Genomic DNA, 21,041 nt, shown 5'->3' on the forward strand with positions numbered 1-21,041 from the left:
GAAGCATGCGGATGTCAGCTAAGGCGGAGTACGCGGTGCGGGCGATGGTCCAGCTCGCCACGGCCGCCAGTGGCACCGTGGTCAAGACCGACGATCTGGCTGCGGCCCAAGGCATACCACCGCAGTTTCTCGTCGATATCCTGACCAACCTGCGCACCGACCGCCTGGTGCGAAGCCACCGCGGTCGCGAGGGTGGTTATGAATTGGCGCGTCCGGGCACCGAGATCAGCATCGCCGACGTATTGCGCTGCATCGACGGACCGCTGGCTAGTGTCCGCGATATCGGACTTGGCGACCTGCCCTACTCGGGCCCCACTACCGCGCTGACCGACGTTTGGCGCGCGCTGCGCGCCAGTATGCGGTCGGTGCTGGAGGAGACCACGCTGGCTGACGTTGCCGGTGGCGCGCTGCCCGAGCACGTCGCCCAGCTCGCCGACGACTATCGCGCGCAGGAGAGCACGCGGCACGGCGCCTCGCGCCATGGTGACTAGCCGCCAGAGCCATCGGCAGGGCCTGCCTGAGCCAGGTGCAACCGAAGGAGTCAACGAATGGTCAGCACACATGCGGTTGTCGCGGGGGAGACGCTGTCGGCGTTGGCGTTGCGCTTCTATGGCGACGCGGAACTGTATCGGCTGATCGCCGCCGCCAGCGGGATCGCCGATCCCGACGTCGTCAATGTGGGGCAGCGGCTGATTATGCCTGACTTCACGCGATACACCGTTGTTGCCGGGGACACGCTGTCGGCGTTGGCGTTGCGCTTCTATGGCGACGCGGAATTGAATTGGCTGATCGCCGCCGCCAGCGGGATCGCCGATCCCGACGTCGTCAATGTGGGGCAGCGGCTGATTATGCCTGACTTCACGCGATACACCGTTGTTGCCGGGGACACGCTGTCGGCATTGGCTGCGCGCTTCTATGGCGACGCCTCCCTATATCCGCTTATCGCCGCCGTCAATGGCATCGCCGATCCTGGCGTCATCGACGTCGGGCAGGTACTGGTCATATTCATCGGGCGTAGCGACGGGTTCGGCCTAAGGATCGTGGACCGCAACGAGAACGATCCCCGCCTGTGGTACTACCGGTTCCAGACCTCCGCGATCGGCTGGAACCCCGGAGTCAACGTCCTGCTTCCCGATGACTACCGCACCAGCGGACGCACCTATCCCGTCCTCTACCTGTTCCACGGCGGCGGCACCGACCAGGATTTCCGCACGTTCGACTTTCTGGGCATCCGCGACCTGACCGCCGGAAAGCCGATCATCATCGTGATGCCCGACGGCGGGCACGCGGGCTGGTATTCCAACCCGGTCAGCTCGTTCGTCGGCCCACGGAACTGGGAGACATTCCACATCGCCCAGCTGCTCCCCTGGATCGAGGCGAACTTCCGAACCTACGCCGAATACGACGGCCGCGCGGTCGCCGGGTTTTCGATGGGTGGCTTCGGCGCGCTGAAGTACGCAGCAAAGTACTACGGCCACTTCGCGTCGGCGAGCAGCCACTCCGGACCGGCAAGTCTGCGCCGCGACTTCGGCCTGGTAGTGCATTGGGCAAACCTGTCCTCGGCGGTGCTGGATCTAGGCGGCGGCACGGTTTACGGCGCGCCGCTCTGGGACCAAGCTAGGGTCAGCGCCGACAACCCGGTCGAGCGTATCGACAGCTACCGCAACAAGCGGATCTTCCTGGTCGCCGGCACCAGTCCGGACCCGGCCAACTGGTTCGACAGCGTGAACGAGACCCAGGTGCTAGCCGGGCAGAGGGAGTTCCGCGAACGCCTCAGCAACGCCGGCATCCCGCATGAATCGCACGAGGTGCCTGGCGGTCACGTCTTCCGGCCCGACATGTTCCGTCTCGACCTCGACGGCATCGTCGCCCGGCTGCGCCCCGCGAGCATCGGGGCGGCCGCAGAACGCGCCGATTAGCCGCACCACGTATACCCCGCGGGCAGGTGGCCGCTGGCCGATAGCCTCATGTGTGTGAGCGTGGGCGAGTCAGTTGCGCAGTCGCTGCAACAGTGGGATCGCAAGCTGTGGGACGTGGCGATGCTCCACGCGTGCAACGCCGTCGACGAGACCGGCAGGAAGCGCTATCCCACGCTGGGCGTCGGCACTCGATTCCGGACGGCGCTACGGGATTCACTCGACATTTACGGAGTGATGGCCACGCCTGGCGTCGACCTGGAAAAGACTCGCTTCCCTGTCGGGGTGAGATCGGACTTGCTGCCGGATAAGCGCCCCGACATCGCCGACGTCCTGTATGGAATTCACCGGTGGTTGCACGGTCATGCTGACGAATCCTCGGTTGAATTCGAAGTAAGCCCGTACGTGAACGCCAGTGCCGCACTCCGCATTGCCAATGACGGCAAAATTCAGCTGCCAAAGTCCGCAATACTGGGTTTGCTGGCCGTTGCCGTGTTTGCGCCGGAGAACAAGGGCGAGGTCATTCCCCCGGACTATCAGCTCAGCTGGTATGACCACGTGTTCTTCATCAGTGTTTGGTGGGGGTGGCAAGACCATTTCCGCGAAATCGTCAACGTCGACCGGGCATCGCTGGTCGCCCTCGACTTCGGCGACCTGTGGAATGGCTGGACGCCAGTTGGGTAATCCTGGTCGCTTGTCGCCCCGCCGGGCTGGGTTAGATTGCCCGGCTCCTCAACCCGCCGTTTCGGCGTGCATCGTCGCCGGGCTAGCCGTCTCGGTCAGCGGACCGGATCGTCGACGCCGCCGCCTGCGCGGCGGCTACCTGGCCGAACGTGGACGGCGGCGGCGCTAGAGTCCCGGGGCGCTCGACGACCTCGGTCGCCCGCGCCGCGGCACCGAGAACCATGGCCCGGTCGGATTCGTCCGCGAACTCGCGCTGTGCTGCCCGCACGACCAGGGCAATTTGGGTTTGCACCGCTACACGGCGCGACGGGTCGACGCAGTTCTGGGCGACCGCGCTGAGCAGCTGCAGCAGCGCAGTGAGCACCAGCGGCTCACGCGAGCCGTAGCGGCGGATCTGGGCACATCCGACGTGCAGGTAGGTGGCGAAGCTGGGGTACGGCAGCCAGAAGAGGAGCTCCCCGGCGCGGTCGCGGCGCACGTCGTCCGGCAGCGCCCGCGATGCCAGCACCGACTCCACGGCCGAAAGATGGTGCACGACTTGGATCGCCGTGTACGGGTCGTTGAGTGCGGGCGATAGTGCCCGCAGCGCGATATCCACCATCTGCCGCAATCCGAAGCGGATGTCCTGCTGCAGGGTGCGCTCGAATCCGATGTGCACATGACGTAAGCAGCGTTGCGGGAAGTCAGACCCTGGCGCGCCCGGCGCGGTGCCCCTGCGCCAGCACCAGCCGAGCAGGCCCCCGGCGGTGACGTAATCGCCGACGAAGGTAACCAGCAGCGCCGTATACCGGCTGGCTGCCGCCAATTCGGCGATGTCGTCGACGTCGACGGTTTGTAGGTAACCCGAGTGCGGGGCCAACAGCGGCACCGCATCAGCCGGGGGGCTGGGCGGTGTCTCTACTTGTCGATCCGCCGTATCCGATTCCGGATACAACTGGTCAACCAGCCCCAGCGTGCGCAGCCGCACCTTGTCCATGATCGTGTCTATCTGGATCGAGTGCATGAGGTGGTGCAGGAAGTAGATCAGCGCGGCGATGCTGACGAATGCCAGCGCGAGTGACCCGGTGACCGCGACTTTGGGAATGAACGCCCCGCCGTCGCGGTGCTCCCCGACGGTGTGTAGCCCACCGGTGCTGTAGGCGAAGGTGCAGGCAAAGATCGCCAGCACCACCTGGTTGGGCACATCGCGCAGGAAGGTTCGTAGCAACCGCACCGAGAACTGGCTGGAGGCGATCTGTAGGGACAGCACCGTCAGCGAGAAGACGATGCCGATGGTGGTGATCATCGTGGCCGACACCACGATCAGCACGCCTCGGGCGTCGCCTGGGGTGCCCTGAAACATCAGCTTGTCGATCAGCGTGCCGGATTTCACGGGAATCATCGACAGGACCGCTCCCGACCCCAGACCGATCGCAACGCCGAATGTCGGCAGCACCCAGACTGCGCCCTGTAAGTAATCCAGTATGGCTTTGCGACGGTTGAGCATGCTGGTTGCGGTCACCGAATAAGCATGCACCCATCCGCGAGCACTAGGCGGAACTACGTAACACTTCGATGCGGCAGTAGAAGCATTTTTCCGCTCTCGCTTCGCCGAGCGTGCACTCATGGCGAGTTTCCGGCCGTTAACCCCAAGTGATCGCTGCAACACTTGGCCAGAGGTGTTGGCGCTGCATGGGTTATCAGAAGGGGTTTCGGGGTCGGGGGGATCGGGTGGCCGATGGGGTGCAGGGGAAGTTCTGGAAGGCGCTCGAATCGGGGTTATCGCCGACGGTGTGTCCTGCTTTCCTACCAAGGCCGACTGCAGGCGGATCCGTGGCGTGCCGGTGTTCGACGGCTATACGCGGATGGTCGCCCGGCTGATGGGATCGCTCGCCGTGTTGCGGTCGGTGAGCATTCCAAAGGGCTACCGGGACTTCGGCTTTGGCAGTCTACGTGCGGTGGCGCCGAAAAACTGCCCGGACGTGAGTGGCTGAGGCGGCCCAATTTCGGACTAGGATTTCTGGCCGCTGGAAGTCACTGATGACACCGTACGTCACCCTTGATCGACAAGTGCGGATGTGGGGACCCGTCCGGGGTCCCCACATCGTGGTGGTCGCTGTTTAGCTCGAGGTCACGTACTGCGGGCAGTAGGCCGACGCGGCGTCAACGGCGAACGTCTTGGCGCCCTTGGCGCTCAGACCGGTCGCCTTGGCCACCGCCTTGATGACCGCTTTGGCCGAGTGACCCTCGTCGAGGGCGTCGCAGACGGCGTGCGCGTCCTTGATGGCGCGCGCTGCGCTCGGCGGAGTGATCCCGTCCGCCTGCAGCTGCGCGAGGAACGCTTCGTCGGTCGAGCTTGCGCTGGCGGTCCCGGCGAAGCCGAGTGCGGCCAGGCCCAAAGTAGCGGCAGTCAAGGTGGTGCCAACCATGGAGGCGGCGAAACGGCGAGTGAACATTGATGATCTCCTTGTGCTGATGTCATCGGAGGTTGCGCTGGTTTGCGTGCCCTCAGAATCAGCACCGGGCCTTGACAGATTCTCAATAAATCCTTGGCAATATCGATACCGGTTCGACGGTGTCCCGACAGTGCAAGGAGAACGGTCCGCCATGGCTGTGCCGGAGCGCGTCAGGCGAATGAGACAACACGGAACGTGCACTCGGCGCACCGGGTCGCCAGCAACGCGGCACGCGGGGCGCCCTGGTTCTTACCCCGACGAATTTGAGAGCGAGACCACGAAGCCAACTATGCGGCCGCCCTCGCGGGTGGCGCCGATCACATTGTTGTAGCCATGCGTGAGGCTAGATCAACCCTTGTGCCCCCGGCAGGATTCGAACCTGCGGCCTTCTGCTCCGGAGGCAGACGCTCTATCCCCTGAGCTACGGGGGCGCACGACGACACGTTGCGCCATGGGGCCCCGCCAGAGTAGCGCATCGCGGCTACCCACTGACCACCGCAACGGATTCGAAGCCCAACCACCTCAGCCCATAGGATGGACGTTCGTGACCCCCGCTGACCTGGCTGAGCTGCTCAAAGCGACCGCGGCCGCGGTGCTGGCCGAGCGCGGCCTCGATGCCTCCGCGTTGCCGCAGATGGTCACGGTGGAACGCCCGCGCATTCCCGAGCACGGCGACTATGCCAGTAACCTGGCGATGCAGCTCGCCAAGAAAGTCGGCACCAACCCGCGTGAGCTGGCCGGATGGCTTGCCGAGGCACTGACAAAGGTCGACGGTATCGCCTCGGCGGAGGTGGCCGGGCCGGGCTTTATCAACATGCGGCTGGAAACCGCCGCCCAGGCTAAAGTCGTTACCAGCGTTATCGACGCCGGCCACAGCTACGGTCACTCGCTGCTGCTGGCCGGGCGCAAGGTCAACCTGGAATTCGTCTCCGCCAACCCCACCGGACCGATCCACATCGGCGGTACCCGTTGGGCCGCGGTCGGTGACGCGCTGGGCCGTTTGCTCACCACCCAGGGCGCCGACGTGGTCCGCGAATACTATTTCAACGACCACGGCGCCCAGATCGACCGATTCGCCAACTCCCTGATCGCCGCGGCCAAGGGCGAACCCACGCCCCAAGACGGCTACGCGGGCAGCTACATCACCAACATCGCCGAGCAGGTGCTGCAGAAGGCGCCTGACGCGCTGAGTCTGCCAGACGCAGAGTTGCGCGAGACCTTCCGCGCAATCGGCGTCGACTTGATGTTCGACCACATCAAACAGTCTCTGCACGAGTTCGGTACCGACTTCGACGTCTACACCCACGAAGACTCGATGCACACCGGCGGCCGGGTCGAGAACGCCATCGCCCGACTCCGCGAAACCGGCAACATCTACGAGAAGGACGGCGCAACCTGGTTGCGCACCAGCGCATTTGGTGACGACAAGGACCGCGTCGTGATCAAGAGCGACGGCAAACCGGCATATATCGCCGGTGATCTCGCCTACTACTTGGACAAACGCCAACGCGGTTTTGACTTGTGCATCTACATGCTCGGCGCCGACCATCACGGCTACATCGCCCGGCTAAAGGCCGCGGCCGCCGCCTTCGGTGACGACCCGGCCACCGTCGAGGTGCTCATTGGGCAGATGGTGAACCTGGTCCGCGACGGCCAACCGGTCCGGATGAGCAAACGTGCAGGCACCGTGCTCACCCTCGACGACCTGGTCGAGGCGATCGGCGTGGACGCCGCACGTTACAGCCTGATCCGCTCCTCGGTGGACACCGCGATCGACATCGACCTGGCGCTATGGTCCTCGGCGTCGAACGAAAACCCGGTCTATTACGTGCAATACGCGCATGCCCGGCTCTCAGCGCTGGCTCGCAACGCCGCCGAACTCGCCCTGATCCCGGATACAAACCACCTCGAACTGCTTAACCACGACAAGGAGGGCACGCTGCTGCGCACCCTCGGCGAATTCCCGAGGGTGCTCGAGACCGCGGCCTCCCTGCGGGAACCGCACCGGGTCTGCCGCTACCTGGAAGACCTGGCCGGCGACTATCACCGGTTCTACGACTCGTGCCGAGTGTTGCCGCAAGGCGACGAGCAGCCCACCGACCTGCACACCGCGCGCCTAGCGTTGTGCCAGGCCACCCGTCAGGTCATCGCCAACGGGCTGGCGATCATCGGCGTCACCGCACCGGAGCGAATGTGAACGAGCTGCTGCACTTAGCGCCGAATGTGTGGCCGCGCAATACTACTCGCGATGAAGTCGGTGTGGTCTGCATCGCAGGAATTCCACTGACGCAGCTCGCCCAGGAGTACGGGACCCCGCTGTTCGTCATCGACGAGGACGACTTTCGCTCGCGCTGCCGAGAAACCGCCGCGGCCTTTGGAAGTGGGGCGAACGTGCACTATGCCGCCAAGGCGTTCCTGTGCAGCGAAGTAGCCCGGTGGATCAGCGAAGAAGGGCTCTGTCTGGACGTTTGCACCGGTGGGGAGTTGGCGGTCGCGCTGCACGCTAGCTTTCCGCCCGAGCGAATTACCTTGCACGGCAACAACAAATCGGTCTCAGAGTTGACCGCTGCGGTCAAAGCCGGAGTCGGCCATATTGTCGTCGATTCGATGACCGAGATCGAGCGCCTCGACGCCATCGCGGGCGAGGCCGGAATCGTCCAGGATGTCCTGGTGCGTCTCACCGTCGGTGTCGAGGCGCACACCCACGAGTTCATCTCCACCGCGCACGAGGACCAGAAATTCGGGTTATCGGTGGCCAGCGGCGCGGCCATGGCAGCGGTGCGGCGCGTTTTCGCCACTGATCACCTGCGCCTGGTTGGGCTACACAGCCACATCGGTTCGCAGATCTTCGACGTGGACGGCTTCGAACTCGCCGCGCACCGTGTCATCGGCCTGCTACGCGACGTCGTCGGCGAGTTCGGTCCCGAAAAGACGGCACAGATCGCGACCGTCGATCTCGGTGGCGGCTTGGGCATCTCGTATTTGCCGTCCGACGACCCACCGCCGATAGCCGAGCTCGCGGCCAAGCTGGGTACCATCGTGAGCGACGAGTCAACGGCCGTGGGGCTGCCGACGCCCAAGCTCGTTGTGGAGCCCGGACGCGCCATCGCCGGACCGGGCACCATCACGTTGTATGAGGTCGGCACCGTTAAGGACGTCGATGTCAGCGCCACAGCGCATCGACGTTACGTCAGTGTCGACGGCGGCATGAGCGACAACATCCGCACCGCGCTCTACGGCGCGCAGTATGACGTCCGGCTGGTGTCTCGAGTCAGCGACGCCCCGCCGGTACCGGCCCGTCTGGTCGGAAAGCACTGCGAAAGTGGCGATATCATCGTGCGGGACACCTGGGTGCCCGACGATATTCGGCCCGGCGATCTGGTTGCGGTTGCCGCCACCGGCGCTTACTGCTATTCGCTGTCGAGTCGTTACAACATGGTCGGCCGTCCCGCTGTGGTAGCGGTGCACGCGGGCAACGCTCGCCTGGTCCTGCGTCGGGAGACGGTCGACGATTTGCTGAGTTTGGAAGTGAGGTGACCCGTGCCCGGTGACGAAAAGCCGGTCGGCGTAGCGGTACTCGGTTTGGGCAACGTCGGCAGCGAGGTTGTCCGCATCATCGAGAACAGCGCCGAGGATCTCGCGGCTCGTGTCGGTGCCCCATTGGTCCTGCGGGGCATCGGCGTGCGCCGCGTGACGACCGATCGCGGCGTGCCGATCGAATTGTTGACCGACGACATTGAAGAGCTCGTGGCCCGCGAGGATGTCGATATCGTGGTGGAAGTGATGGGGCCGGTGGAACCGTCGCGCAAGGCGATCCTGGGCGCCCTTGAGCGCGGCAAGTCCGTCGTTACGGCGAACAAGGCTTTACTCGCCACCTCCACCGGCGAATTGGCACAGGCCGCCGAAAGCGCCCATGTTGATCTGTATTTCGAGGCGGCCGTGGCGGGCGCCATTCCGGTCATCCGTCCGCTCACCCAGTCGCTGGCCGGCGACACGGTGCTGCGAGTGGCCGGGATCGTCAACGGCACCACCAACTACATCCTCTCGGCGATGGACAGCACCGGCGCTGACTATGCCAGCGCCCTGGCCGACGCAAGTGCGCTGGGCTATGCGGAGGCTGATCCCACCGCAGACGTCGAAGGCTACGACGCCGCGGCCAAGGCAGCGATCCTGGCATCCATTGCCTTCCACACCCGGGTGACCGCAGACGACGTGTATCGCGAAGGCATCACCAAGGTCACTCCGGCCGACTTCGGATCCGCGCACGCGCTGGGTTGCACCATCAAACTGCTGTCGATCTGTGAGCGCATAACCACCGACGAAGGTTCGCAGCGGGTATCGGCCCGCGTCTATCCGGCCCTGGTACCTCTGTCGCATCCGCTTGCCGCGGTCAACGGCGCGTTCAATGCCGTGGTGGTCGAGGCCGAGGCCGCGGGCCGGCTGATGTTCTACGGCCAGGGCGCGGGCGGCGCGCCGACCGCCTCTGCGGTGACCGGTGACCTAGTGATGGCCGCCCGCAACCGGGTACTCGGCAGCCGCGGCCCCCGTGAGTCTAAATACGCTCAACTTCCGGTGGCACCAATGGGTTTCATTGAAACGCGCTATTACGTCAGCATGAACGTCGCCGACAAGCCGGGCGTCTTGTCCGCGGTGGCGGCGGAATTCGCCAAACGCGAGGTGAGCATCGCCGAGGTGCGCCAGGAGGGCGTTGTGGACGAAGGTGGTCGACGGGTGGGAGCCCGAATCGTGGTGGTCACGCACCTCGCCACTGACGCCGCACTCTCGGAAACCGTTGATGCACTGGACGACTTGGATGTCGTGCAGGGTGTGTCCAGCGTGATACGACTGGAAGGAACCGGCTTATGACCGTCCCGCCGACGGCCACTCACCAGCCGTGGCCGGGAGTGATTGCCGCGTACCGTGACCGGCTGCCGGTGGGTGACGACTGGACTCCGGTGACCCTGCTCGAGGGTGGTACTCCCCTCATCGCGGCAACTAATCTCTCCAAGCAGACGGGCTGCACGATCCACCTCAAAGTGGAGGGCCTCAACCCCACCGGCTCCTTCAAGGATCGTGGCATGACGATGGCGGTCACCGATGCCCTTGCCCATGGTCAGCGGGCGGTCTTGTGCGCATCGACCGGAAATACCTCGGCGTCGGCGGCGGCCTATGCCGCCCGGGCCGGCATCACCTGCGCGGTGCTGATACCGCAGGGCAAGATCGCGATGGGCAAGCTCGCACAGGCGGTCATGCACGGCGCCAAGATCATCCAGATCGACGGTAACTTCGACGACTGCCTGGAACTGGCGCGCAAGATGGCCGCGGACTTCCCGACGATTTCGTTGGTCAACTCGGTAAACCCGGTGCGCATCGAGGGCCAGAAAACGGCAGCGTTCGAGATCGTCGACGTGCTAGGTACCGCGCCGGACGTGCATGCTCTGCCGGTTGGCAACGCCGGCAACATCACCGCGTACTGGAAGGGCTACACCGAGTATCACCAGCTGGGCCTGATCGACAAGTTGCCCCGCATGCTGGGCACTCAGGCCGCGGGCGCGGCGCCCCTGGTGCTCGGCGAACCGGTGAGCCACCCGGAGACCATCGCAACCGCGATCCGCATCGGCTCGCCGGCGTCGTGGACTTCGGCCGTCGAGGCACAGCAGCAGTCCAAGGGCCGCTTCTTGGCCGCCTCCGACGAGGAGATACTGGCCGCATATCACCTGGTGGCTCGTGTCGAAGGCGTATTCGTGGAGCCCGCGTCCGCAGCCAGCATTGCGGGTCTCCTCAAAGCGATCGACGACGGCTGGGTGGCGCGTGGTTCGACGGTGGTGTGCACGGTAACCGGCAACGGTCTTAAGGATCCCGACACCGCGCTCAAAGACATGCCGAGCGTGTCTCCGGTTCCCGTGGACCCGGTAGCCGTCGTCGAGAAGCTAGGGCTGGCCTAGTGGCGATCGCAAGCGCGGCGGAGCCGGGTGCGGCGGGTCGGCACGGTTTGGATTGGGTGGCGATCGCAAGCGCGGCGGAGCCGGGTGCGGCGGGTCGGCACGGTTTGGATTGGGTGGCGATCGCAAGCGCGGCGGAGCCGGGTGCGGCGGGTCGGCACGGTTTGGATTGGGTGGCGATCGCAAGCGCGGCGGAGCCGGGTGCGGCGGGTCGGCACGCATGGTGACTCAAGCATTGTTGCCTTCTGGGCTGGTGGCCAGTGCGGTGGTGGCGGCGTCCAGTGCAAACCTGGGCCCGGGCTTCGACAGTGTCGGTTTGGCGCTGAGTCTCTACGACGAGATCATCGTCGAGACAACAGATTCCGGCTTGACGGTGACTGTAGACGGCGAGGGCGGCGACCAGGTGCCGCTGGGCCCCGAGCACCTCGTGGTCCGCGCCGTGCAGCACGGGTTACAGGCAGCGGGGGTCAGCGCCGCCGGCCTGGCGGTGCGCTGCCGCAACGCCATCCCGCACTCCCGCGGCCTCGGCTCCTCCGCGGCAGCAGTTGTGGGCGGTCTTGCGGCCGTTAACGGTCTTGTCGTACAAACGGATTCGTCACCATCGAGCGATGCTGAGCTGATTCAGTTGGCTTCGGAGTTCGAGGGTCATCCCGACAACGCGGCGGCCGCGGTTTTGGGTGGTGCCGTGGTTTCGTGGACTGACCACAGTGGTGACCGGCCCAACTATTCGGCCGTATCACTGCGGCTTCATCCCGATATCCGCCTGTTCACTGCGATTCCCGAGCAGCGTTCGTCGACCGCGGAAACGCGGGTGCTATTGCCCGCGCAGGTTAGTCACGACGACGCACGGTTCAATGTCAGTCGCGCGGCGCTGCTGGTGGTTGCGCTCACCGAACGGCCCGATCTGCTGATGGCGGCCACCGAAGATCTGCTTCATCAGCCGCAACGTGCCGCGGCAATGACAGCCTCCGCGGAATATCTTCGGCTGTTGCGGCGTCATAACGTGGCAGCAGCACTGTCCGGGGCAGGTCCTTCGTTGATCGCCCTGAGTACAGATTCAGAGTTGCCGACCGACGCCGTGGAGTTCGGAGCCGCAAAGGGATTTGCCGTTACCGAGCTGACTGTTGGCGAGGCGGTTCGCTGGAGCCCGACAGTAAGAGTTCCCGGTTAATCCGCAAGGTTGCGGGGGTTTGCTTGCTTCCGGCCAGGAAGCGGGCTATCCTCGGAGCCGTCCAGCAATCGCAGCATCTGCATACGTACTGCCTTGCCGCTAGGACAGCCACCAATTCTTCTTGTGGACGAGGTTCGCCGTATTCGCCGCTGATGGCGATCACCGTTGCAAAGTCGATGATTGGCGCACTCGGCGATTTGGCTGACTGCAACAAAACCCCGTATGACGTGATCAGCGGGGGAAGGAAAGGAAATCCGTGACCGATACGGACCTCATTACGGCTGGCGAAAGTACCGACGGCAAGCCGTCGGATGCCGCTGCCACAGATCCCCCAGACCTCAACGCCGACGAGCCGGCCGGCTCGCTGGCCACCATGGTGCTGCCCGAACTGCGTGCGCTGGCTAATCGAGCCGGCGTGAAGGGAACATCGGGTATGCGGAAGAACGAACTGATCGCTGCGATTGAGGAGATCAGGCGACAGGCCAACGGCGCCCCAGCCGTTGACCGGTCGGCTCAAGAGCACGACAAGGGCGACCGGCCGCCCAGTTCCGAGGCACCGGCCACCCAGGGGGAACAGACCCCGACCGAACAGATCGATTCCCAAAGCCAACAGGTCCGCCCGGAGCGGCGCAGCGCCACCCGTGAAGCGGGACCCTCCGGCTCCGGTGAGCGTGCGGGCACAGCCGCAGACGACACCGACAACCGCCAAGGCGGTCAACAGGACGCCAAGACCGAGGAGCGTGGCACCGACGCGGGTGGCGACCAAGGGGGTGACCAGCAGGCTTCGGGCGGTCAGCAGGCGCGCGGCGACGAGGACGGAGAAGCGCGTCAGGGCCGGCGCGGACGCCGGTTCCGCGATCGGCGGCGCCGCGGTGAACGATCCGGCGACGGCGCCGAGGCTGAACTGCGTGAGGACGACGTCGTCCAGCCGGTAGCCGGCATACTCGACGTCCTGGACAACTACGCGTTTGTGCGCACCTCCGGCTACCTACCCGGTCCGCACGACGTGTATGTGTCGATGAACATGGTGCGCAAGAACGGCATGCGCCGTGGTGATGCGGTGACCGGTGCGGTGCGGGTGCCCAAGGAAGGGGAGCAACCCAACCAGCGGCAGAAGTTCAACCCGCTGGTCCGCCTGGACAGCATCAACGGCGGATCGGTCGAAGACGCCAAGAAGCGGCCCGAGTTCGGCAAACTGACGCCGTTGTACCCCAACCAGCGGCTTCGTCTGGAAACCAGTACCGAGCGGCTGACCACCCGGGTCATCGACCTCATCATGCCGATCGGCAAGGGTCAACGCGCGTTGATTGTGTCGCCGCCCAAAGCGGGCAAGACAACGATCCTGCAGGACATCGCCAACGCGATCACCAGGAACAACCCGGAATGCCACCTCATGGTCGTGCTCGTCGACGAGCGGCCTGAGGAGGTCACCGATATGCAGCGCTCGGTCAAAGGCGAGGTCATCGCTTCAACTTTCGACCGGCCGCCGTCGGACCACACGTCGGTCGCCGAGCTGGCGATCGAACGCGCCAAGCGGCTGGTGGAGCAAGGCAAGGACGTCGTGGTGCTGCTCGATTCAATCACCCGGCTAGGCCGCGCTTACAACAACGCGTCGCCGGCGTCGGGCCGGATCCTGTCCGGTGGTGTCGATTCCACGGCGTTGTACCCGCCCAAGCGCTTCCTGGGGGCCGCGCGCAACATCGAAGAGGGCGGGTCGCTGACCATCATCGCCACTGCGATGGTCGAGACCGGGTCCACTGGTGACACGGTCATTTTCGAGGAGTTCAAGGGCACCGGCAACGCCGAGCTCAAGCTGGACCGCAAGATCGCCGAGCGGCGGGTTTTCCCTGCGGTCGACGTGAACCCTTCTGGAACCCGCAAGGACGAGCTACTGCTGTCGCCCGACGAGTTCGCTATTGTGCACAAGCTGCGCCGCGTGCTATCGGGCCTGGATTCCCACCAGGCCATCGACCTGCTGATGTCGCAGCTGCGTAAGACGAAGAACAACTACGAATTCCTTGTTCAGGTGTCCAAGACCACGCCAGGGTCCATGGACAGCGACTGATCCGGCGAGACGGCTCGCCGGGAATGTCCGCACGCATCTCGGTGTTTGGGGTGATAGCGGTTGACCTGGCATAATCGATGCTCAACGAGTTGGAACCGGACCAGGTTCTCGGCACGCCACGACGGGCGGCCACCGATCACAGAGGGCAGCATGAAATCTGACATTCATCCGGCATATGAGGAGACCACCGTGGTCTGCGGATGCGGCAATACCTTCCAGACGCGTAGCACCAAGCCGGGAGGTCGTATTGTGGTTGAGGTTTGTTCGCAGTGTCATCCGTTCTACACCGGCAAGCAGAAGATCCTCGACAGCGGCGGCCGGGTGGCTCGCTTCGAGAAGCGGTACGGCAAGCGCAAGGTCGGAGCTGACAAGGCGGTTTCAACCGGCAAATAGCTGGCTTACCGACGCCCGAACTGTGCACCAGCGGTACAGGACGGGCGTCGGTTCGCGTTAGGGTCCGCGCTCGCGGGAAGAAGGTTGACATGACGCAGCCAGTGCAGACGATTGACGTGTTGCTCGCCGAACACGCCGAGCTCGAGCTTGCGCTGGCAGATCCCGCGCTGCACAGCAATCCGGCCGAGGCGCGCAGAGTCGGGCGCCGGTTTGCCCGATTGGCCCCGATCGTCGCAACCCACCGCAAGCTGACGTCCGCGCGCGACGACCTCGAGACCGCGCGCGAGCTGGTGGCTTCCGACGAGTCGTTCGCCGCCGAGGTTGCCGCATTGGAGGCTCGGGTGGGCGAACTGGATGCCCAACTCACTGACATGTTGGCACCGCGTGACCCGCACGATGCCGATGACATTGTGCTGGAAGTCAAATCCGGCGAGGGGGGCGAAGAATCCGCGTTGTTCGCCGCCGATTTGGCCAGGATGTATATCCGCTACGCCGAGCGGCACGGCTGGGCGGTGACGGTGTTGGACGAGACCACCTCGGATCTGGGTGGGTACAAGGACGCGACGTTGGCGATTGCCAGCAAAGCCGACACCCCCGACGGGGTGTGGTCGCGCATGAAGTTCGAGGGCGGGGTGCACCGCGTACAACGGGTCCCAGTGACGGAATCCCAAGGCCGCGTGCATACTTCGGCGGCGGGTGTGCTGGTCTATCCGGAGCCCGAGGAAGTCGGCCAAGTGCAGATCGACGAGTCGGATCTGCGTATCGACGTTTTCCGGTCGTCCGGCAAGGGCGGGCAGGGAGTGAATACCACCGACTCCGCGGTGCGTATCACCCATCTGCCCACTGGAATCGTCGTCACCTGTCAGAACGAACGGTCGCAGCTGCAGAACAAGACGCGTGCGTTGCAGGTGCTGGCCGCTCGGTTGCAGGCAATGGCCGAGGAGCAGGCGCTGGCCGACGCGTCGGCCGACCGGGCTAGCCAAATCCGCACTGTGGACCGTAGTGAACGCATTCGCACCTACAACTTCCCGGAGAACCGGATCACCGACCACCGGATCGGTTACAAGTCACACAATCTCGATCAGGTGCTGGATGGCGATCTTGACGCGTTGTTCGACGCTCTGTCCGCCGCGGACAAGCAATCCCGGTTGCGACAATCATGACCTCCGCGCCGGCGACGATGCGGTGGGGGAACCTCCCGCTTGCGGGGGAGAGCGGCACAATGACCCTGCGTCAGGCGATCGACTTGGCTGCTGCGCTATTGGCCGAAGCGGGGGTCGACTCGGCGCGTTGCGACGCTGAGCAGTTGGCCGCTCACCTAGCGGGCACAGACCGCGGTAGGCTACCCCTGTTCGAGCCGCCCGGCGACGAGTTCTTCGGGCGCTATCGCGACATCGTCACCGCTCGTGCGCGGCGGGTGCCGTTGCAGCATCTCATCGGGACTGTGTCGTTTGGGCCCGTGGTGCTGCATGTCGGCCCGGGTGTGTTTGTACCGCGTCCGGAGACCGAAGCCATTTTGGCCTGGGCCACCGCGCAGTCGCTGCCGGCGCGGCCGCTGATTGTCGACGCATGCACGGGATCTGGCGCGTTGGCGGTCGCATTGGCCCAGCACCGGGCCAACCTTGGACTAAAGGCCCGCATCATCGGCATTGACGACTCCGACTGCGCCCTTGACTATGCCCGCCGCAATGCGGCGGGTACCCCGGTAGAGTTGGTGCGTGCCGACGTCACCACGCCCCGCCTGCTCCCCGAACTCGACGGACAAGTCGACCTGATGGTTTCCAACCCGCCCTACATCCCTGATGCTGCTGTTTTGGAACCTGAAGTAGCGCAACATGACCCGCATCACGCGTTGTTCGGCGGTCCCGACGGGATGACGGTGATATCCGCGGTCGTCGGGCTTGCTGGGCGCTGGCTGCGTCCCGGTGGCCTGTTCGCCGTCGAACACGACGACACCACGTCGTCGTCAACTGTCGATTTGGTCAGCAGCACAAAACTTTTCGTGGACGTACAAGCCCGGAAAGATCTGGCCGGACGGCCGAGGTTTGTGACGGCGATGAGGTGGGGGCACCTCCCGCTTGCAGGGGAGAACGGCGCCATTGACCCGCGCCAGCGACGATGCAGAGCGAAGCGATGAGGAGAAGCGGCGCCATTGACTGAGACGTTCGACTGCGCCGACCCCGAGCAGCGTTCGCGTGGAATCGTCTCTGCGGTAGGGGCAATCAAGGCGGGCCAACTGGTGGTGATGCCTACGGACACGGTGTATGGGATCGGCGCCGACGCCTTCGACAGCTCCGCGGTGGCCGCGTTGCTGTCGGCAAAGGGGCGGGGTCGCGATATGCCGGTAGGTGTGCTGGTCGGCTCTTGGCACACGATCGAGGGGCTGGTCTACTCTATGCCCGACGGTGCCCGCGAACTGATTCGCGCATTCTGGCCCGGCGCGCTCAGCCTGGTGGTCGTGCAAGCGCCGTCGCTGCAATGGGATCTTGGCGATGCCCATGGCACCGTGATGCTGCGAATGCCGCTGCACCCGGTCGCCATCGAGTTGTTGCGTGAGGTGGGTCCGATGGCGGTATCCAGCGCCAACATCTCGGGCCACCCACCCCCGGTCGACGCCGAACAGGCACGCTCTCAACTCGGCGACCACGTCGCGGTCTATCTCGACGCGGGTCCATCCGAACAGCAGGCCGGCTCCACGATCGTCGATCTGACCGGAGCCACCCCACGCGTCCTGCGGCCGGGGCCGGTCAGCACCGAGCGGATCGCCGAGGTACTTGGTGTGGACGCGGCCAGCTTGTTCGGCTAGCCGCCGAACGTGCACGCACTGCGAAGATTCGGCCAATTGTTCGCAGCTGTTGCACGTTCGGCGAGTGTTCAGCTCTCAGGTTGGTGCAGTACGGTCTCGAGGTGTCCAGCGATGTGGCCGGCGTTGCCGGTGGCTTGCTCGCCCTGTCCTATCGCGGCGCCGGTGTCCCGCTGCGTGAGCTTGCGCTGGTCGGGCTGACCGCGGCGATCATCACCTATTTTGCGACCGGTCCGGTGCGGATGCTGGCCAGTCGCCTGGGAGCCGTCGCCTACCCGCGGGAGCGAGATGTGCACGTCACGCCTACCCCTCGGATGGGTGGGTTGGCGATGTTCCTGGGCATTGTCGGCGCCGTCTTTCTTGCCTCCCAGCTTCCGGCACTCACCCGGGGGTTCGTCTATTCCACCGGCATGCCCGCGGTGCTGGTGGCCGGTGCGGTGATCATGGGCATCGGCCTGATCGATGATCGTTGGGGTCTGGATGCACTGACGAAGTTCGCCGGCCAGATCACGGCGGCGAGCGTTCTGGTCACCATGGGTGTCGCCTGGAGTGTCCTGTACATCCCGGTGGGTGGTGTGGGCACCATCGTCTTGGACCAGGCTTCCTCGATCCTGCTTACCCTGGCGCTGACCGTTTCGATCGTCAACGCGATGAACTTTGTCGACGGTCTCGACGGGCTGGCCGCCGGCCTGGGCCTGATAACGGCGCTGGCAATCTGCATGTTCTCGGTGGGTTTGCTTCGTGACCACGGTGGTGACGTTTTGTACTACCCGCCGGCGGTGATTTCGGTGGTCCTGGCCGGGGCCTGCCTGGGCTTTCTGCCACACAACTTCCACCGGGCCAAGATCTTCATGGGCGATTCCGGGTCGATGCTGATCGGCCTGATGCTGGCCGCCGCTTCCACCACCGCGGCCGGGCCGATCTCGCAGAACGCCTACGGCGCTCGTGATGTATTTGCTTTGCTGTCGCCGTTCCTGCTGGTGGTGGCGGTCATGTTTGTGCCAATGCTCGACCTGCTGCTAGCGATCGTCCGTCGCACCCGCGCCGGCCGCAGCGCGTTTAGCCCGGACAAAATGCACCTGCATCACCGGCTGCTGCAGATCGGTCATTCCCATCGGCGCGTGGTCCTGATCATCTACCTGTGGGTGGGCATCGTTGCCTTCGGCGCCGCGAGCTCGATCTTCTTTAACCCGCGCGACACCGCGGCGGTGATGCTGGGCGCGATCGTGGTCGCCGGCGTCGCGACACTGATCCCCCTGTTGCGCCGCGGCGACGACTACTACGACCCGGACCTGGACTAGCCCGGAGCCGAGAACTACGACAAGGAGTAGTAGTGGTGTCTACCTTGTGGTACGGTGCGGCTAGAACCCCGAAGGAGACCTCGCGGGTTGCCGGCCCCCGGCCCATCGGATGCGTATCCGGTCGCGCCGATTCACGACCGACATAGGGAGCTACCCCTTGGGTGATTCCGGTGCGACGACTGCGATACGCTCGGCGGGCCACCGATCAGTCGATCGGGTGGTTTCCGCTCCATCAGCCCGGAATTGAGGTGCCGCAGTGACGACACCAGCGCAGGACGCGCCGTTGGTGTTTCCCTCTGTTGCTTTCCGTCCGGTTCGCCTTTTTTTCATCAACGTTGGACTGGCCGCAGTGGCGATGTTGGTCGCCGGCGTGTTCGGTCACCTGACGGTCGGGATGTTCTTGGGTCTCGGGTTGCTGCTGGGTTTGCTCAATGCCCTGCTGGTGCGGCGTTCGGCCGAGTCGATCACCGCCAAAGAGCACCCGTTAAAACGGTCGATGGCCCTCAACTCGGCATCGCGACTGGCGATTATCACCATCCTCGGGCTGATCATCGCCTACATTTTCCGGCCCGCTGGATTGGGCGTCGTGTTCGGGCTGGCATTCTTCCAGGTGCTGCTGGTGGCAACGACGGCCCTGCCGGTCCTGAAGAAGCTGCGCACTGCGACCGAGGAACCGGTCGCAACTTATTCTTCCAATGGCCAGACCGGGGGATCGGAAGGAAGGAGCGCCAGCGATGACTGAGACCATCCTGGCCGCCCAAATCGAGGTCGGCGAGCACCACACGGCCACCTGGCTCGGTATGACGGTCAACACCGACACCGTGTTGTCGACGGCGATCGCCGGGTTGATCGTGATCGCGTTGGCCTTTTACCTGCGCGCCAAAGTGACTTCGACGGATGTGCCAGGCGGGGTGCAGTTGTTTTTTGAGGCGATCACCATTCAGATGCGCAATCAGGTCGAAAGCGCCATCGGGATGCGGATCGCACCCTTCGTGCTGCCGCTGGCGGTGACCATCTTCGTGTTCATCCTGATCTCCAACTGGCTGGCAGTCCTCCCGGTGCAGTACACCGATAAACACGGGCACACCACCGAGTTGCTCAAATCGGCAGCAGCGGACATCAATTACGTGCTGGCGCTGGCGCTTTTCGTGTTCGTCTGCTACCACACGGCCGGTATTTGGCGGCGCGGTATTGTCGGACACCCGATCAAGTTGCTGAAAGGGCACGTGACGCTCCTCGCGCCGATCAACCTTGTCGAAGAAGTCGCCAAGCCAATCTCGTTGTCGCTCCGACTTTTCGGCAACATTTTCGCCGGCGGCATTCTGGTCGCACTGATCGCGCTCTTTCCCCCCTACATCATGTGGGCGCCCAATGCGATCTGGAAAGCATTTGACCTGTTCGTCGGCGCAATCCAGGCCTTCATTTTTGCGCTGCTGACAATTTTGTACTTCAGCCAAGCGATGGAGCTCGAAGAGGAACACCACTAGTACCGGATGCTGGTAACGGCTACCAGAGCCATCAAGGAGGATAAGGAAATGGACCCCACTATCGCTGCCGGCGCCCTCATCGGCGGTGGACTGATCATGGCCGGTGGCGCCATCGGCGCCGGTATCGGTGACGGTGTCGCCGGTAACGCGCTTATCTCCGGTGTCGCCCGGCAACCCGAGGCGCAAGGGCGGCTGTTCACACCGTTCTTCATCACCGTCGGTTTGGTTGAGGCGGCATACTTCATCAACCTGGCGTTTATGGCGCTGTTCGTCTTCGCTACACCCGTCAAGTAATTCGACGGCAAATGGTTGCAATAGGTAGCAATGGGTGAAGTGAGCGCGATTGTCCTGGCCGCCAGTCAGGCGGCAGAGGAAGGCGGCGAGTCCAGCAACTTCCTCATTCCCAACGGCACGTTTTTCGTTGTGCTGGCCATCTTCCTGGTGGTGCTCGCTGTCATTGGCACTTTCGTGGTGCCGCCGATCTTGAAGGTCTTGCGGGAACGTGACGCTATGGTCGCCAAAACGCTGGCCGACAACAAGAAGTCGGACGAGCAGTTCGCCGCCGCACAGGCCGATTACGACGAAGCCATGACGGAAGCCCGAGTCCAGGCGTCGTCCTTGCGCGACAATGCCCGGGCAGATGGCCGTAAAGTCATCGAGGACGCACGCGTCCGGGCCGAACAACAGGTGGCATCGACGTTGCAGACCGCCCATGAGCAATTGAAGCGGGAGAGGGACGCCGTGGAACTCGATCTGCGTGCCCACGTGGGCACCATGTCGGCGACTCTGGCCAGTCGAATTCTCGGTGTTGACCTCACCGCTTCAGCCGCGACGAGGTAACCAC

The 21,041-nt window shown here is 64.4% G+C and carries 21 protein-coding genes, 1 tRNA gene and 3 other annotated features; of the genes, 19 read left to right on the top strand and 3 right to left on the bottom strand.

The features are described from left to right. Nucleotides 1–5: 5 nt before the first annotated feature. From Rv1287 to Rv1289, 3 genes are read left to right on the top strand one after another with little or no spacing between them, the layout of a single operon-like run. Nucleotides 6–491, top strand: coding sequence for an HTH-type transcriptional regulator (locus tag Rv1287; RefSeq protein ID NP_215803.1), 486 nt, complete (start codon nucleotides 6–8; stop codon nucleotides 489–491). Between the two features lie 57 nt (nucleotides 492–548). Then, nucleotides 549–1,919, top strand: coding sequence for a hypothetical protein (locus Rv1288; protein NP_215804.1), 1,371 nt, complete (start codon nucleotides 549–551; stop codon nucleotides 1,917–1,919). A gap of 48 nt (nucleotides 1,920–1,967) precedes the next feature. Further along, nucleotides 1,968–2,600 carry a hypothetical protein gene (locus Rv1289; RefSeq protein ID NP_215805.1) on the top strand — a complete coding sequence of 211 codons (633 nt, stop codon included), beginning with the start codon at nucleotides 1,968–1,970 and terminating at the stop codon, nucleotides 2,598–2,600. 82 nt (nucleotides 2,601–2,682) lie between these two features. On the opposite strand, the gene Rv1290c is transcribed toward Rv1289, so the two are convergent. Then, nucleotides 2,683–4,248, bottom strand: coding sequence for a hypothetical protein (locus Rv1290c; RefSeq protein ID NP_215806.1), 1,566 nt, complete (start codon nucleotides 4,246–4,248; stop codon nucleotides 2,683–2,685). Nucleotides 4,249–4,258: 10 nt separating this feature from the next. On the opposite strand from Rv1290c, the gene Rv1290A reads away from it, so the two are divergent. Further along, nucleotides 4,259–4,573 (top strand): hypothetical protein, encoded by a 315-nt coding sequence (locus tag Rv1290A; protein ID YP_177642.1) that lies wholly within the window; start codon nucleotides 4,259–4,261, stop codon nucleotides 4,571–4,573. 126 nt (nucleotides 4,574–4,699) lie between these two features. Here Rv1290A and Rv1291c read toward each other — a convergent pair whose 3' ends face one another. Both Rv1291c and argV read right to left on the bottom strand, forming a co-directional pair. Then, on the bottom strand, nucleotides 4,700–5,035 hold the full coding sequence (locus tag Rv1291c; protein ID NP_215807.1) for a hypothetical protein: 336 nt from the start codon (nucleotides 5,033–5,035) through the stop codon (nucleotides 4,700–4,702). A 358-nt stretch (nucleotides 5,036–5,393) separates the two neighbouring features. Then, nucleotides 5,394–5,466: transfer RNA gene (gene argV, locus Rvnt18), tRNA-Arg, on the bottom strand. A gap of 113 nt (nucleotides 5,467–5,579) precedes the next feature. Between argV and argS the strand changes: the two genes are divergently transcribed. From argS to atpF, 15 genes are all read left to right on the top strand, one after another. Next, a complete protein-coding gene (argS, locus tag Rv1292) occupies nucleotides 5,580–7,232 on the top strand; it encodes an arginine--tRNA ligase (protein NP_215808.1) in 1,653 nt (550 codons plus the stop codon). Continuing rightward, nucleotides 7,229–8,572, top strand: a complete 1,344-nt coding sequence (gene lysA, locus Rv1293) for a diaminopimelate decarboxylase (protein NP_215809.1) — start codon at nucleotides 7,229–7,231, stop codon at nucleotides 8,570–8,572. Before argS ends, lysA begins: the two co-directional genes overlap by 4 nt. A gap of 3 nt (nucleotides 8,573–8,575) precedes the next feature. Continuing rightward, the gene (gene thrA, locus Rv1294; RefSeq protein ID NP_215810.1) at nucleotides 8,576–9,901 is read left to right on the top strand and encodes a homoserine dehydrogenase; all 1,326 of its coding nucleotides are present in this window, start codon (nucleotides 8,576–8,578) and stop codon (nucleotides 9,899–9,901) included. Further along, complete coding sequence (thrC, locus tag Rv1295) at nucleotides 9,898–10,980, top strand: threonine synthase (protein NP_215811.1); 1,083 nt, start codon at nucleotides 9,898–9,900, stop codon at nucleotides 10,978–10,980. Before thrA ends, thrC begins: the two co-directional genes overlap by 4 nt. Nucleotides 10,981–11,197: 217 nt before the next feature. After that, nucleotides 11,198–12,148, top strand: coding sequence for a homoserine kinase (gene thrB / locus Rv1296; RefSeq protein NP_215812.1), 951 nt, complete (start codon nucleotides 11,198–11,200; stop codon nucleotides 12,146–12,148). 256 nt (nucleotides 12,149–12,404) lie between these two features. Further along, a complete protein-coding gene (gene rho, locus Rv1297; RefSeq protein ID NP_215813.1) occupies nucleotides 12,405–14,213 on the top strand; it encodes a transcription termination factor Rho in 1,809 nt (602 codons plus the stop codon). A gap of 150 nt (nucleotides 14,214–14,363) precedes the next feature. After that, nucleotides 14,364–14,606 carry a 50S ribosomal protein L31 gene (rpmE, locus tag Rv1298; protein ID NP_215814.1) on the top strand — a complete coding sequence of 81 codons (243 nt, stop codon included), beginning with the start codon at nucleotides 14,364–14,366 and terminating at the stop codon, nucleotides 14,604–14,606. Between the two features lie 89 nt (nucleotides 14,607–14,695). Then, the gene (prfA, locus tag Rv1299; RefSeq protein NP_215815.1) at nucleotides 14,696–15,769 is read left to right on the top strand and encodes a peptide chain release factor PrfA; all 1,074 of its coding nucleotides are present in this window, start codon (nucleotides 14,696–14,698) and stop codon (nucleotides 15,767–15,769) included. After that, entirely contained in the window at nucleotides 15,766–16,743 is a 978-nt protein-coding gene (gene hemK, locus Rv1300) for a release factor glutamine methyltransferase (RefSeq protein ID NP_215816.1), read from the top strand. The genes prfA and hemK overlap by 4 nt, the downstream gene beginning before the upstream one ends. Beyond that, nucleotides 15,786–15,828: a repeat region (43 bp Mycobacterial Interspersed Repetitive Unit,Class III), on the top strand. (Overlaps the previous gene by 43 nt.) After that, nucleotides 16,654–16,705 (top strand) — a repeat region (52 bp Mycobacterial Interspersed Repetitive Unit,Class III). Its footprint lies within the gene hemK. Further along, nucleotides 16,706–16,758 (top strand) — a repeat region (53 bp Mycobacterial Interspersed Repetitive Unit,Class II). After that, complete coding sequence (locus tag Rv1301; protein NP_215817.1) at nucleotides 16,759–17,412, top strand: threonylcarbamoyl-AMP synthase; 654 nt, start codon at nucleotides 16,759–16,761, stop codon at nucleotides 17,410–17,412. A gap of 83 nt (nucleotides 17,413–17,495) precedes the next feature. Then, the gene (gene rfe, locus Rv1302) at nucleotides 17,496–18,710 is read left to right on the top strand and encodes a decaprenyl-phosphate N-acetylglucosaminephosphotransferase (protein NP_215818.1); all 1,215 of its coding nucleotides are present in this window, start codon (nucleotides 17,496–17,498) and stop codon (nucleotides 18,708–18,710) included. 256 nt (nucleotides 18,711–18,966) lie between these two features. Then, nucleotides 18,967–19,452: a hypothetical protein gene (locus Rv1303; protein NP_215819.1), complete on the top strand. Its 486-nt coding sequence runs from the start codon at nucleotides 18,967–18,969 to the stop codon at nucleotides 19,450–19,452. Then, the gene (gene atpB, locus Rv1304; protein ID NP_215820.1) at nucleotides 19,445–20,197 is read left to right on the top strand and encodes an ATP synthase subunit A; all 753 of its coding nucleotides are present in this window, start codon (nucleotides 19,445–19,447) and stop codon (nucleotides 20,195–20,197) included. Before Rv1303 ends, atpB begins: the two co-directional genes overlap by 8 nt. Nucleotides 20,198–20,245: 48 nt before the next feature. Further along, nucleotides 20,246–20,491: an ATP synthase subunit C gene (gene atpE, locus Rv1305; protein NP_215821.1), complete on the top strand. Its 246-nt coding sequence runs from the start codon at nucleotides 20,246–20,248 to the stop codon at nucleotides 20,489–20,491. Between the two features lie 30 nt (nucleotides 20,492–20,521). Then, complete coding sequence (gene atpF, locus Rv1306) at nucleotides 20,522–21,037, top strand: ATP synthase subunit B (protein NP_215822.1); 516 nt, start codon at nucleotides 20,522–20,524, stop codon at nucleotides 21,035–21,037. Nucleotides 21,038–21,041: the final 4 nt, after the last annotated feature.

Origin of the sequence: Mycobacterium tuberculosis H37Rv (assembly GCF_000195955.2) — a bacterium.
Taxonomy (GTDB): domain Bacteria; phylum Actinomycetota; class Actinomycetes; order Mycobacteriales; family Mycobacteriaceae; genus Mycobacterium; species Mycobacterium tuberculosis.

What these genes read in the sequence shown, in the direction of transcription:
- Rv1287 (NP_215803.1), top strand. Translation starts at nt 6, where the DNA reads ATGCGGATGTCAGCTAAGGCGGAGTACGCGGTGCGGGCGATGGTCCAG.
- Rv1288 (NP_215804.1), top strand. Translation starts at nt 549, where the DNA reads ATGGTCAGCACACATGCGGTTGTCGCGGGGGAGACGCTGTCGGCGTTG.
- Rv1289 (NP_215805.1), top strand. Translation starts at nt 1,968, where the DNA reads ATGTGTGTGAGCGTGGGCGAGTCAGTTGCGCAGTCGCTGCAACAGTGG.
- Rv1291c (NP_215807.1), bottom strand. Translation starts at nt 5,035, where the DNA reads ATGTTCACTCGCCGTTTCGCCGCCTCCATGGTTGGCACCACCTTGACT.
- thrC (NP_215811.1), top strand. Translation starts at nt 9,898, where the DNA reads ATGACCGTCCCGCCGACGGCCACTCACCAGCCGTGGCCGGGAGTGATT.
- thrB (NP_215812.1), top strand. Translation starts at nt 11,198, where the DNA reads ATGGTGACTCAAGCATTGTTGCCTTCTGGGCTGGTGGCCAGTGCGGTG.
- rpmE (NP_215814.1), top strand. Translation starts at nt 14,364, where the DNA reads ATGAAATCTGACATTCATCCGGCATATGAGGAGACCACCGTGGTCTGC.
- prfA (NP_215815.1), top strand. Translation starts at nt 14,696, where the DNA reads ATGACGCAGCCAGTGCAGACGATTGACGTGTTGCTCGCCGAACACGCC.
- hemK (NP_215816.1), top strand. Translation starts at nt 15,766, where the DNA reads ATGACCTCCGCGCCGGCGACGATGCGGTGGGGGAACCTCCCGCTTGCG.
- atpB (NP_215820.1), top strand. Translation starts at nt 19,445, where the DNA reads ATGACTGAGACCATCCTGGCCGCCCAAATCGAGGTCGGCGAGCACCAC.
- atpE (NP_215821.1), top strand. Translation starts at nt 20,246, where the DNA reads ATGGACCCCACTATCGCTGCCGGCGCCCTCATCGGCGGTGGACTGATC.
- atpF (NP_215822.1), top strand. Translation starts at nt 20,522, where the DNA reads ATGGGTGAAGTGAGCGCGATTGTCCTGGCCGCCAGTCAGGCGGCAGAG.